The organism is Taibaiella koreensis, from assembly GCF_003545715.1.
Classification (GTDB): Bacteria; Bacteroidota; Bacteroidia; order Chitinophagales; family Chitinophagaceae; genus Taibaiella; species Taibaiella koreensis.
The window spans coordinates 99,319-112,953 of sequence record NZ_QVNU01000009.1; the positions used below are offsets into that span (position 1 = coordinate 99,319).

Genomic DNA, 13,635 nt, shown 5'->3' on the forward strand with positions numbered 1-13,635 from the left:
GCTTTTTCTATGGATGTCTTATTTATCGTACCCGGGTTGTATCCGGTTCCTGGCCGGGTATGCAATAGTCTCTTGCCAGAGCATGATCCAGCATCTGCTTCAGGAGTACCGTCCACAATTCGTCGGGGCGCTTATATTTTTGGGGCACATGCAACTGCTCGTCAAATAAAGCATACAGCATGGCACAGGATTGGCGGGCCTGACTTTGGTTGAAGAAGGTGTTTTTCCAGTAAGGGGCGATCTGGTCAAAATCGATGGTAGCAATACCGTTTTGTCCGTACAGCAGGGGAGACGGAGAATAGGGATAGCCATATTGCTCCGACTGTTGCCGGTCCTGCTCCCGGAATAAGGCATACATGTGTTTCAGATAATTGATGGTACGAAACTGGATCTGCCGGCAGCTTTCCGGCACAGGCGACCGGAGACGCCAGCGATTAAGGTTATAGCTGTACGGATCGAGTGAGTCGGGGTATTGTACCGGGCTCCGGAACAATTTGATGGCCCTTGCCAGTTGGGAACCGACCTGGTCGAAAGCCAGGTTGTTGCCTCCGCCAGCCTGCTCCACCTGGGAGGGCAGGGTGTAGAAGACGCTCAGGTATTTTTCGTTGTATATCTTGATCGACATAGAAAAGCGGGCGCCGTAATGGTTTTCGGGCCGCTTGCTATTGAACTGGATCGTATTGCTGTCCGCAGGGTCCTTCGTCCAGTATCCATAGTCAAAATAATCGGGAATGAACAGGGTATAGCGTCCGTCCCTGGCCAGGTTGAGAAAAGAGCCGGGTTGGGTAGATCCTGAAGATTCGCCTTCTTCCCGGAACAACCACAGCCCTTCAATATTCCGGGACTTGTTGCCGCAGGATACCAGTAGCAGGAGTGCGATCAGGTTCAGGTAACGTTTCATGGGATTAAGTATTGATTAAATGGCGCAAAAATATAAAAGAGCTGTACAATAAAATGCCGGCAATTGGCGCCGGCATTTTATTTCGGGGTTATTTTTCTCAGCATCACTATCCTGCGATATAGGAACAAACACGCTCCGGTCCTTGAGCACGTCGAAAGGACAGCTATAAATGGTGATTCGACGGGCTCAGCCACCGTTATCAAGATGAATTTGACTCATGTTTCCTATATCGGAATAGTCAGCTTTCTTAATATTCGGGGTAAATCCCGGTATAGTTCTGCGGAGTGACCGCCAGCAGCTCCTTTTTCACTTTAGCGCTTACATCCAATGTATCGATAAAGGCATGCATGGTTTTTTTTGTGATGGCCTGTTGTCCGCGGGTGAGGTCCTTGAGCGCTTCGTAAGGTTTGGGAAATTGCTCGCGGCGCAGTATAGTCTGGATCGCTTCTGCTACCACAGCCCAATTGTTTTCAAGATCTTCGTTCAGCTTGGGCTCGTTCAGCACCAGCTTGCCAAGGCCTTTTTCAATAGAGCGCAGCGCCAGCAGGGAATGGCTTACCGGTACGCCTATATTGCGTAGCACGGTGGAATCGGTGAGGTCGCGCTGCAGGCGGCTTATCGGCAATTTGGCCGAAAGATGCTCGTAAAGGGCATTGGCTACACCAAGGTTACCTTCCGCATTCTCGAAATCGATAGGGTTCACTTTATGTGGCATGGCGCTGGAACCTACTTCTCCCTTCTTGGTCTTCTGCTTGAAATAGTCTACTGAAACATAGGTCCAGATATCGCGGCAAAGGTCGATAAGGATCGTATTGATGCGCTTGAGCGCATCGAAATGGGCTGCCAGGCTATCGTAGTGCTCGATCTGCGTGGTGAACTGCATGCGTTGCAGGCCTAGCGTTTCATTCACAAACTGGTTACCGAAGGCGATCCAGTCCTTCTTGCCAAAGGCCACATGATGCGCGTTGAAATTGCCGGTGGCACCGCCGAACTTGGCGGCATAGGGCACGAAAGCGAATAGCTCGACCTGGTTTTGCAGCCGTTCTACAAATACCATGATCTCTTTACCTAAAGTAGTGGGCGATGCAGCCTGTCCGTGGGTACGGGCCAGTAGCGGCACCTTGCTCCAGGTCCTCGCCATCTTTTGCAGGGTGGAAATAATATTGAGCAGGGCCGGCATATATACTTCTTCCAATGCTTCTTTCCACAGCAGGGGAATGGCGGTATTGTTCACATCCTGGGAGGTAAGGCCAAAGTGTACCCATTCGGCAACGGCTTCGCCGCCTGCTTCCTGCAGCCGGTCCTTGATGAAATATTCTACAGCCTTTACGTCGTGGTTGGTTACCTTTTCCGTATCCTTTACCTGCTGTGCCTGTTCTTCCGTCAGGTTTTCATAAAGGACACGCAGCCGGGCGGGCTTTAGGGTAGCCGGCAGCTTAAAAATGCCGGCGGCGGCCAGCGCCAGGAAATATTCCACTTCTACACGGATACGGTAGCGAATAAGGCCGAATTCGGAAAAATAAGGCGCCAGCTCTTCCAGCTGCCTGCGGTAACGGCCATCTACGGGGCTGATGGCAGAAAGGGGTGTTACATTCATGCGTGCAAAAGTAAGCAATCTGAGGTAGAAGGCTCAACGCAGGGCAGAAAATCGGGGATGAGGAGCCAATGTGGTTTAGCGGAGCATTTTTCAAAAATGCCCTGTATTTAACCGCTAAGGCCGCAAAGCTATGCGCAAAGAATTGGCCCGGAATGCCTCATCCGGTGGCATTTTCCTGCGAAAGGAATAAGCCCGCGCGCAACAGCAGATGGATCACCTACGCCCCGAAATTGAAGCGCTGAAGTTTGAACGCTTCTTAACTAAACCGCGTTGCCATGGGAGCCGGAATGTATTTTTTTAGACAAAAGCCGCAAAAGCTTCGACCAAAAGAGTAAGGGATTTTGGTCGTCAGCCAGGCGGCATTGGTCGAATAAGAGTAAAAAGAAATTGGGACCATGAGTATGTTTGCCCTGGGAAAAGAAAATATGTCCCCGCTGTAACTTTTTACTTTCAAAGCCGATAAAGCAACAATTTTTCCAAAACAAAGAATCTGTATTATCTTAACCCGCTGAATCAATAAACCGTACAATTTGCAATACCATGATGAAGAAAATACTCACCGCCTCTTTGCTGCTGCTCCTGGCTGCCCATGTTCTGAGTGCTGCTGTGATCAAAGGGAGGATCACCGATGAACATGGCGAGGGGCTGCCTTTTGCCACGTTGCTGGAAAAGGGTACGACCAACGGGACCTCGGCCAATGGCGACGGTTACTACACCCTTGAAGTAACCGATGGCACGCACAATATCACCGCCCAGTACATCGGCTACTTGCCGGTTACCCGCCAGATCAATACTGCTACAGACAAGGAAGTGAATTTTAAGTTGAACCCACATACGCTGGAGGTAAAAGAGGTTACCATCAAGGCCAACGGGGAAGATCCTGCTTACCCGATCATGCGTAAGGTGATCGAGAAACGGAAATACCATGCCGACCTGGTCCGCAGCTTTGAAACAGATGTTTACCTGAAAGGCGTGCTGCGTATGCGCAACACACCCAAGAAAATACTGGGCATCAAGCTAAGCGACGAAGATTACAAAGAGATGAATGAAGGCTCGGGCCTGGATTCCGCAGGGAAGGGCGTGCTATACCTGCTGGAGCAATATACGCAGTATACCTATAAAGCGCCTTCAAAGCAATACAACAGGGTCATGTCGATACGCCAGAGTGGGGATCCGCAGGGTGTAGGCTTTGCCACCATGCCGCCCATTACCAATATTTACGACAATAACGTGCCTATACTGGAAGGGCTCAATAAGCGTGGTTTTATCTCTCCGGCCAATGGCAACGCCTTTCTTTATTATAAGTACAAATTCCTGGGCAGTTACCTCGATGGCGACCGCATGATCAACAAGATACAGGTGATCCCCCGGCGTAAGTTCGAGCCGGTGTTCAGTGGCTACGTGTATGTGGTGGACGATGAATGGGTATTCCAGAGCGTGGACCTGAAGCTGACCAAAGAGGCCCAGATGGACCTGCTGGATACCTTGAAACTGGAGCAGACCTACATACCGGTATCCAAAGACCTGTGGATCATTCAGAGCCAGGTGATCTATCCTGTGATCAGCCTGATGGGCTTTGAGGCAGCCGGGAATTTCGTTACCGGTTATAAAAACCAGAAAGTGAATCAGCCCATCGACGAAAAGCGCTTCGCCGGCAACGTGATCTCTTCCTACGATACGGCAGCCAACGACCGCACGATCGCTTACTGGGATACCATAAGACCTATACCGTTGGAAGCCGACGAAGTAAGGGATTTTAAAGTGAAGGACAGCCTGGCCACTTTTAAGAAAGATAAGGCAGACTCGCTAAACAAAATACCGCATACCAATCTTGGGATATCCCAGTTCCTTTATGGTAGCCCCTCTATACGCAGGGGAAATAATACCTGGGCCATGCGTCCGGTCATCGGATCGGTTTCCTACAACACAGTAGAAGGGCTGAATGCGACACTGGACCTCATCTGGGTGCACCGTTTCGATAAGGATAAGACGCTCACTACAGAGCTGCTCAACCGCTATGGCTTCAGCAATACGCATTATAATGCCTTGCTGAAACTGGATTACACGGTGAGTGATCCCAAATGGCGCGGACGCTCCTGGCGTATCCGGTTTGAAGGAGGGCAATACGTCTACCAGCTTAACAACGATAACCCCATTACGCCTTTGATCAACATGTCCTATACGTTGTTCGGAGGACAAAATTATATGAAAATCTATGAAAGCCGGCTGGGCAAGCTGAACGTGAACCGCAACTGGGGCAACGGTTTCAGGGCCTCGCTGGGCGCATCGTACGAGCAAAGGACACCGCTGGAAAACACAACAGACTATACTTTTGGCGACAGCAAGAAAAAGAACCTTACGCCTAACCAGCCAGCCACTTTGCCTTTGTTCGAAGAGCATAATGCGGCGATTGTAACCGCTTCCCTGAGCTACCAGCCGGGCTGGAAATATATACAATATCCTAAGTATAAATCGCCGGTCAGCAGTAGGGCGCCCATCTTCACGGCCCGTTATACCAAAGGTATTCCCAACCTTTTCGATAGCAAAAGCGATTTCGACAAGTGGAGCCTCGAAGTCGAGCACAGCCTCAACCTGCGCCTGCTCGGCACGATCGATTACAGGCTTGTCGGCGGCGGCTTCTTCAACGATAAATATGTGGGCATACCCGACATGAAGCACCTGTTCGGCAACCAGACCTTCCTGGCCAACCCTTACCTGAATAGCTTCCAGCTGGCGCCCTACTACCGCTTCAGCAATACGGCCGACCTGTATGGCCAGGGACATCTGGAATGGCACCTCAACGGCTGGCTTACCAACAAGATACCACTGTTCCGCAGGTTGAACTGGCACCTGGTAGGTGGCTCCAATGTGCTGTATATCGACCAGGACAACTACTACGCAGAAGTTTTTGCCGGGCTGGAAAATATCGGTTTTAAAATGTTCCGCTTCGGTCGGGTAGATCTCGTGGCAGGCTACGAAAGCGGCAGGGGAAAACCCTCCGTAGGCATAAGGATAGGACTCGGCGAAGTGTTGTGGCAAATCCTCGGCATCAACAACGGCAGGAACAATTAATCTTATATATGAACTTGGTTAAAGAGCGTGGCCCAGGGGTTCACGCTCTTTTTGTGTATATCATAACGATCTTTGCAGTTCGGCCGCCCATTCTTCGGCAGAGAAGTATACGGTATGATGGCTGTCCATATCAAGCTTGTCCAGGATACTGACAGGATTGTCGTCGCCGGTAAAATGAATGAAATACTTGTAAATCTGTTGCTCGCTGTCGGTGACTTCCTGTAAGCCGCCGTGATGCAGCTGAGAAAGCTCCTCCCCGGTAATACCCAATAAATGGGCGAGATGCTGTTGTTGTTCCTGTTCGCTCCGTTGGGGCATATGTTGCTCATTCATAGATCGTCACACCGTTTATGACATAACAGCCCTGCCTGGAAATTGTTGGACTGCAGCCAGAGACAACCAGCCAAAATATTTTTTTGCGGATTGGCATTACACACTGACATAGGGCTGTCAGTGGGCGGCGCTAGTTTTGTACTCTAAACGCAGAATATGAGACCCTTTTATCGTGTGCTGAGCTATATCGTAATGATCCTGCAATCGCTGGCCATCCTGGTCTTGCTGCATTATTGTTGTGAAAAACCCGGCCGGCCGGATACTGCTGCAGGGGCGGAAAGCCACAATATGGTGGTAACAACTTTTCAAAAAGATTCTTGTTGGTACAATAATTAAAATCATAACCAATGAGTCTCTTAAGGTAAGGTGGCCCTGGTAACCTGGTTAAACCCGGACAAAGCCTCTTTCGTTACCGGCGCGTATTATCCCGTCGATGGCGGCTATCTTGCCCGTTAAGCCACGAGCACGTGACGAGGAAATGGTTTCGCCAGGGACCGCTTTTCCCGGCGCAGCAAGATGGTCAACCATAATGCCTTTGTGCTGTTACCTGTTAAAACCATCTTTATGTTCAGCGCCATTAAAAACGCGATCCACCTTTTAAAAAGCGTCGACTTCGCGGCGCTCAGCCGTATCTCCGAAAAAATAGACCTGTCTAAAGTAATGGAGACCGTCGCCGCTATGGATGATAAGCAGCTTGCCGGTCTGATGAAAATGCTGGAGCAGGGCGGGGGACATAAGAAAGCGCTGCCGCCCGTCGACGGCGATTTTTACGATCTCAGCCATATGCTCAGCGAGCCGGACCGCGCCCTGCAATTGCAGGTAAGAGCCTTTATGGAAACCGAGATACAGCCCATCATCAACGAATATTGGCTCAAAGCAGAATTTCCCTTCGGGATAGTGGAAAAGCTGGCCGGCCTCAACATCTGCGGGCTTACTTACGAAGGGTATGGCTGTCCCAACCGCTCTTTTCTCATGGAAGGGATCGTTGCTATGGAGATGGCGCGTATCGATACATCCATATCCACCTTTTTCGGTGTGCAAAGCGGCCTGGCTATGGGTTCCATTTACCTGCTGGGTTCCGAAGAGCAAAAGCAGGAATGGCTGCCGGGCATGCAGCAGTTGAAGATCATGGGGGCCTTTGGTCTTACCGAACCGGAAGTAGGATCGGGGGCAGCAGGTGGGCTGACCACTACTGCCAAACGCAAGGGCGACACCTGGGTGCTGAACGGGCAAAAGAAATGGATCGGCAATGCCACCTTTGCTGACGTGCTGGTAATATGGGCGCGCGATCTCGATGATAACGAGGTTAAGGGTTTCCTGCTCCGTAAAAATACGCCTGGTTTCAGTGTAGAAAAGATGGCGGATAAAATGGCGCTCCGCGTGGTGCAGAATGGCCTGATCACTTTAAAAGATTGCATGGTAGCCGAGGCAGACAGGCTGCAGCTGGCCAACTCTTTCAAAGATACCGCTAAAGTGCTGCGCATGACCCGTGCCGGTGTGGCCTGGCAGGCTGTGGGCTGCGCCCGCGGCGCTTATGAGCATGCCCTGCGCTATACGCGGGAACGAAAGCAGTTTGGCCGTCCTATTGCAGCTTTTCAGCTTATCCAGAACCACCTGGTGGAAATGTTGTCTAACCTTACGGCAATGCAGACCCTGTGCTACCGCTTGTCGCAGCTGCAGGACGATGGCGTGCTGAAGGATGAGCATGCTTCGCTGGCCAAAGTCTTTTGTTCCTTGCGCACCCGCGACATCGTGAGCAAGGCGCGGGAGGTGATGGGGGGCAATGGTATTCTGCTCGAGTACAACGTCGCCCGTTTTGTCGCCGACGCGGAAGCGATCTATTCTTACGAAGGTACCAAAGAGATCAACTCGCTCATTGTAGGCAGGGCGATCACAGGGTATAGCGCCTTTGTATAAGTTTCGCCATCGGTCGGAACGCGAAGCGGTATGAACGGGATGTGTAACCCTGCCGCAAACTGGTCGCCAGGTTTGGCGTTGCCAGGAAAACATTCAGGCTGCTTCGCATCCCCGACCGTTTTCCCGTTCTGACCGGAACGCGTGATCGGTATGAGCGGGACATGTGACTAAACCGCAAACTAGTCGCCAGGTTTGGCGATGCCAGGAAAACATTCAGGCTGCTTCGCATCCCGACCGTTTTCCCTTTCTGACCGGAACGTATGATCGGTATGAGCGGGACGTGTGACTAAACCGCAAACTGGTCGCCAGGTTTGGCGATGCCAGGAAAACATTCAGGCTGCATCGCATCCCGACCGTTTTCCCTTTCTGGCCGGAACCTGCCAGCGAGCGGGACGTATGACTAAATCATAAGCCGGGAAACGATTCAGGCTGTTTCGCACCAAGGACGTTCCCACTATTTTAGAGAAAATGATTGATCGCTGCCGCCATGGCATAATCGGGCAGCAGCAGGTCGGGGCGAAGCCGGGCCAAAGCGGCCCGGGGCATGACCGGTATTTCGGCATTGTCGGGGTCCTGGACAATAATCTGTCCGCCGTGATGGCGTATATATTCCAGGCCCGAAGCACCGTCGTTATTGGCGCCGGAAAGCAGTATGGCCAGTACATGATGGCCGAAGGCTTCGGCCGCCGATTGAAAGGTTACGTCGATGCTGGGACGCGACCACAGCACTTTCTCAGAGGCATCCAACGACAAGGAGTGGTCACTTTCGATCAGTAAGTGATAATCGGGCGGGGCCAGGTATACCGTACCCGGGGCCAGGTCTTCCTTGTCTTCTGCTTCCTTAACCCTAAGCGGGCAACGGTCGTTAAGTAAGTGCTCCAGCGAGGAAGCGTCATTTTTGCGATGCAATACGATCACTACAGGAAAGGGCAACCGGGCATCCAGCGCAGTTACCAGCGACAGGATCACCTTCAGGCTACCGGCAGAACCGCCGATCACCACACATCCGGGTATATTGCTCAGATCACTTTTCGCCATATTTTTTGTTCCGATACCTGCCTGAATTTTGCATTAGCAGGCGACAGGCGCAACGATTCTTTACTGCCCAATGCCAGGAAGCCCAGCCGCTCCAGGCTGGTATCGAACAGGTCAAAGACCCGCGCCTGGAGCTCTTTTTCAAAATAGATCAGCACATTCCGGCAAACGATCAGCTGAAACTCGTTAAACGAACTTTCGGCAGCAAGGTTATGCGTAGAAAAGACCATGTGCTTTTTAAAGGAAACATCGAAGAGCACTTTATTGTTGCCCGCCGTATAGTAAGAAGAAAAATCGTGCCGGCCACCCGACAGGATATAGTTTTCCGAATATTGCTTCATATGCTGCATGGAAAATACACCGCTGGCCGCTTGCTGCACCACCTGCGGATTGATGTCGGTGGCATACAGGATCGACTTATGCAGCAGGTTGGCTTCCCGCAGCAGGATGGCCATGCTGTATACCTCCTCGCCGGTAGAGCAGCCGGCATGCCATACCCTGATGAATGGGTAGGTGGCCAGCAAGGGCAACACCTCCTTCCGCAAGGCCAGGTAAAAAGCCGGGTCACGGAACATTTCCGTTACATTGACAGTGATTTGCTCAATGAACCGGCCAAAGTAAGCGGTATCAGTCCTGAGCCGGAACCGGAACTCCGCAAAACTGGGAAAGCGATCCAGCGCAAACAGCCGGTTGATGCGCCGCTTCAGCGAGGCCTTGGCATAGGCATTGAAATCGTAGCCATAGAGATCCTGGATATCGTACAGCAGCAGCGCCATCTCCTCATCGGTAACGAATAAGGTCATGTTCCGGGAGATAAATAACGGTTTAAGATCCCGGTCAGCAGGTCCATGTCGATGGGCTTGGCGATGTACTCAGTAGCGCCCGCGCTAAGGCATTTTTCCCGGTCGCCCTGCATGGCCTGCGCTGTTACGGCTACCACCGGGAACGTCTTCAGCTTTTCCTCACTACGGATCTGCTGGAGGGCCTGGTAGCCGTCCATATCGGGCATCATCATGTCCAGCAGCATCATACCAATACCGGTATCGGCCACTATCATCTCTATTCCTGTGCGCGCGTCGCCTGCAGTGAGTACTTCGTAGCCACGTGAGCGCAGTACCAGGCTCAGCGCAAAGATGTTGCGGGAGTCGTCGTCGACGATCAGGATACTTTTCTTTTTCTCTGCCATACGTTATACATTACCTTGTTTGTCGTAAAGCCATACCCGGAGCAGCGAAATGAGCTGATCGATATCTACCGGCTTGGATATATAGTCGGAAGCGCCGGCGGCAATACACTTTTCCCGGTCGCCCAGCATGGCTTTTGCTGTTACAGCGATCACCGGCATGTGTTTGAATACAGGATGCTGCCGTATCTTAGTGGTGCTCTCGTAGCCGTCCATTTGCGGCATCATCATATCCATCAGCACAATGTCGGTTTCGGGATGCTGCTCCAGCTGGAGCAGGGCCTCTGCACCGTCAGTTGCCGTAACCACATGGATATGGTGCTTTTCCAGCGCTTTTGTGAGCGAAAAGATATTACGCACGTCATCGTCGGCGATCAGAACGGTTTTTCCTTCGAGCAAATGCGCCCTGGCGTCGGCCAGGTATCCCGGGCGGTGCTCATCCTGCTTCTTTTCTTCGACCAGGTGCAGGAACAGGGCCACCTCGTCAAGGATACGTTTGTAAGAATGGGCGGTCTTCACTACTATAGAATCGGCATATTGGCGAATGCGGCTTTCCTCTGCAGGCGACAGGTTCTTACCGGTAAAGATGATAATGGGTACATCTTCCATTCCTTCCGTTGTTTTTACCGTTTCCAGGGTATCGTAGGCATTACGGTCGGGAAGGCCCATGTCCAGGATCACACAATCTACTTTCTGATCCTGTAATATGCTTATGCTGCCGGCCACACTGTGCTGTATGCTGGAGCTCACCTGGTAGCTTTCGAGAAAAAGAGAAAGCGCCTGGGCGTGCTTGGCATTTTCCTCCACGATCAATACCTGTTTCGGGCTACGGGTAAGGGCTTCTTCCAGCTTGCTGAATATCTGCTGCATTTGCTCCAGGGCCACCGGCTTGTTGATGAAATCCACTGCACCGTGCATCCTGCTCTCCCGCTTGGCTTCCAGCGAAGACATAATGTGTACGGGAATATGACGTGTACCGGGATCGGATTTAAGTCCGTCCATTACTTCCCATCCATCCATTACGGGCAGCTGGATATCGAGCAATATCGCCTGGGGCTTATATTCCCGGGCCATTTGCAGTCCCTGATCTCCCCTTACGGCCACAACGCCCTTGTAGCGCTGCTTACGGGTAAATTGCAATAATGCTCCGGCAAACGCCGTATCGTCCTCGATGATCAGGATCGTTTTATCGCCCGGTTGCAGGTTGTGGCGATCGTCGTCGATCTCATCGGGTATTACGGCAGCAAGGTGCCTTGCCTTTTTTACAGAGACCTCGATCGGACTGCTTTCAGCCAGCAGCGGCGGCAACATAGATTCGTGGCGTATATTTTTTGCAGGATGGGTTATGGGCAAAGTCAGCGTAAAGGCACTGCCTTTCCCCACTTCGCTGGCCACCGTTACCTCTCCACCCATAAGCCGCGCCAGCTGGCGGCTGATGGAAAGACCAAGGCCTGTGCCGCCGTATTTCCGTTTAGTAGAACCATCGGCCTGGGTAAAGGCCTCGAATACGATATCGAGCTTATCGCAGGCGATACCTACGCCGGTATCTTCAACAATGAATTGCAGCATACCCGGATCCACCGGCGAATGCCGCAGGCGCAACAACACATGACCGGTTGTGGTAAACTTAAGCGCATTGGACAGCAGGTTTTTCAGTATCTGCTCCAGCTTCATCCGGTCGGTCTCGATCATGGTCTGGTCTTTCAGATCGTTGTCGATGCGGAAAGTGATCTGTTTTTCTTTAGCGATGGGTTGGAAAAGACCGTTAAGGCCATCGGCCAGCTCCGACAGGGGCAGAGGTGCATAGTCTACATCCATTTTGCCCGCCTCTATTTTGGACAGGTCCAGCAGTTCGTCGATAAGGTCGAGCAGCCCGCTGCCTGAGTTAAAGATGACCCTCGCCGACTCTTTCTGATCTTCATTCAGGTTTTGCTCATTGTTCTCCGAAAGGTAGCGGGACAGCAGCAGGATAGAGTTGAGCGGGGTACGGAGCTCGTGGCTCATATTGGCCATGAATTCTGATTTGTAACGGGTACTAAGCTCCAGCTCCTCAGCCTTCTTCTGTATCTCTGTGTTCCGTTCGCTGATGATATGGTTGCGTTGCTCCAGCTCAAAGTTGCTTTGCTGCAACTCTTCCTGCTGCACCTTGAGCTCCTCTTCCGAGGTTTGTAGCTTTTGCGTATGCGCTTCGAGCTCGGCATTCATATTCTCCAGCTCACTATGCTGTGCCTGTAGCTCTTCCGACTGTGCCTGCGTTTCTTCCAGCAGCTCCTGCAGCTTCTTATGGTTGGCCGCACCGGCAATAGCTGTGCCTGCATTTTGCGCCACGCTTTTGATAAAGGCCAGGTCGCGGTCGGTATATAGCCTGATAGCCGCCAGCTCCAGTACCCCTATAGGCAGGCTCTCGTTGAATATGGGGAAGGCGATCACCGATCGCGGTCTTATATTACCGGTAGCATGGCTTACCGTCACGTATTCGGGATCCACATCTTCAAGAATGATCTCGCTCTCGTTGAGCAATGCCTGTCCCACCACGCCTTGTCCTACCGGTATCTGCCGGCGCGTGGTTTCCAGCAGAGAGTAGCCGCTGGTCAGCATCAGGTTGTCGTCTTCCAGCAAATATAGCGCACCCACATGGCTGCCTGTATAGGCGGTCACATATTCGATGATCTGGTAGCTGAGCACCGTAAGGTCCTTTTCACCCACCATTTTTTCATTAAGCCGTGCCAGGCCGCTTTGCAGCCATTCATTATCCGATAGCTTGCTGAAGGAAAAGGATAAGGATTCGGCCATGCGGTTGAGCGCGACAGAAAGGCTGCCGAGGGTATCGCGTTGTTTGTCGTCGATGCGGGTATCATAGTCGCCTTCAGCTATTCTCCCTGCAAGACCCTGGATCACATCAATACGGCGCGTCATTTCTGCGTCTTTGTCTTCCAGCTCCTTTTGCAGGCGTATACGTTCACGCACATCCTTCAGTATCCTCAGGTAAAAGACCGAGGAAACCAGGATGGCCAGCAGCGCAGCGATGATGATCACTATTGGTGTGAAGAAGGCAAATTTCTGCTGTGTTTGGGTGCGTAGCTGCAACAGGCGGTTCTCCTCGGCCATCATGCGGTTTACCTGTGCCCGCACGCTGTCCATATATACCTTGCCCTGTTTCATATCGGTATAGTCTATCGGCCGGGCATTTTTTTTCAGATCGATGAGGGCCTGTAGCCGGCTGCCGCGTTGGATCAGGGTTTTCCGCAGCACACCGCCATTGGTTTGCTGCAAGGCATTGTCGCCGGTAAGTGAAATCGCTTTGTCCAGGTTACCCAGGGCTTTTTGATAGGCGCCCTTGTAGGGATCCAGGAAGGTTTCATCGCCTGTCAGCAGGAAGCCTCGCTGGCCGGTTTCCGCGTCTTTGAGAAACGACATTACATTTTCAAGAGTGGTGCGTACCTCGTTTGTATGCTTTACCTGGCGGGCACTATCGAGCAATTGCTGGATACAGAGGTAGGAAAATACCGAGCTGATGACAAGCAAGAGGATTGATAGCCCAAAGCCTATGCGCAGGTTATTGTTGGTTGAAGTCTTCATGTTTACTTATAGATTGTA

General features: G+C 51.9%; 10 protein-coding genes. 3 read left to right on the forward strand and 7 right to left on the reverse strand.

From position 1 onward, the window contains the following. Window positions 1–22: 22 nt before the first annotated feature. Entirely contained in the window at window positions 23–901 is an 879-nt protein-coding gene (locus DZK30_RS23470; protein WP_118976639.1) for a hypothetical protein, read from the reverse strand. 247 nt (window positions 902–1,148) lie between these two features. Beyond that, a complete protein-coding gene (gene purB, locus DZK30_RS23475) occupies window positions 1,149–2,498 on the reverse strand; it encodes an adenylosuccinate lyase (protein WP_118976640.1) in 1,350 nt (449 codons plus the stop codon). Window positions 2,499–3,038: 540 nt separating this feature from the next. Between purB and DZK30_RS23480 the strand changes: the two genes are divergently transcribed. After that, the gene (locus DZK30_RS23480; protein WP_118976641.1) at window positions 3,039–5,570 is read left to right on the forward strand and encodes a DUF5686 and carboxypeptidase regulatory-like domain-containing protein; all 2,532 of its coding nucleotides are present in this window, start codon (window positions 3,039–3,041) and stop codon (window positions 5,568–5,570) included. Between the two features lie 60 nt (window positions 5,571–5,630). Here the strand turns inward: DZK30_RS23480 and DZK30_RS23485 are convergent, their stop codons facing one another. Then, window positions 5,631–5,903 (reverse strand): hypothetical protein, encoded by a 273-nt coding sequence (locus tag DZK30_RS23485; RefSeq protein WP_118976642.1) that lies wholly within the window; start codon window positions 5,901–5,903, stop codon window positions 5,631–5,633. Window positions 5,904–6,059: 156 nt separating this feature from the next. Between DZK30_RS23485 and DZK30_RS23490 the strand changes: the two genes are divergently transcribed. Continuing rightward, the gene (locus tag DZK30_RS23490) at window positions 6,060–6,239 is read left to right on the forward strand and encodes a hypothetical protein (RefSeq protein WP_118976643.1); all 180 of its coding nucleotides are present in this window, start codon (window positions 6,060–6,062) and stop codon (window positions 6,237–6,239) included. Window positions 6,240–6,467: 228 nt separating this feature from the next. Beyond that, on the forward strand, window positions 6,468–7,820 hold the full coding sequence (locus DZK30_RS23500) for an acyl-CoA dehydrogenase family protein (protein ID WP_118976706.1): 1,353 nt from the start codon (window positions 6,468–6,470) through the stop codon (window positions 7,818–7,820). A 459-nt stretch (window positions 7,821–8,279) separates the two neighbouring features. Here DZK30_RS23500 and DZK30_RS23505 read toward each other — a convergent pair whose 3' ends face one another. From DZK30_RS23505 to DZK30_RS23520, 4 genes are read right to left on the reverse strand one after another with little or no spacing between them, the layout of a single operon-like run. After that, complete coding sequence (locus tag DZK30_RS23505; RefSeq protein ID WP_118976644.1) at window positions 8,280–8,858, reverse strand: chemotaxis protein CheB; 579 nt, start codon at window positions 8,856–8,858, stop codon at window positions 8,280–8,282. After that, on the reverse strand, window positions 8,840–9,658 hold the full coding sequence (locus tag DZK30_RS23510) for a CheR family methyltransferase (protein ID WP_118976645.1): 819 nt from the start codon (window positions 9,656–9,658) through the stop codon (window positions 8,840–8,842). Before DZK30_RS23510 ends, DZK30_RS23505 begins: the two co-directional genes overlap by 19 nt. Beyond that, entirely contained in the window at window positions 9,655–10,041 is a 387-nt protein-coding gene (locus DZK30_RS23515) for a response regulator (RefSeq protein ID WP_118976646.1), read from the reverse strand. Before DZK30_RS23515 ends, DZK30_RS23510 begins: the two co-directional genes overlap by 4 nt. A gap of 3 nt (window positions 10,042–10,044) precedes the next feature. Next, window positions 10,045–13,617 carry a response regulator gene (locus DZK30_RS23520; protein WP_118976647.1) on the reverse strand — a complete coding sequence of 1,191 codons (3,573 nt, stop codon included), beginning with the start codon at window positions 13,615–13,617 and terminating at the stop codon, window positions 10,045–10,047. Between the last annotated feature and the right edge of the window lie 18 nt (window positions 13,618–13,635).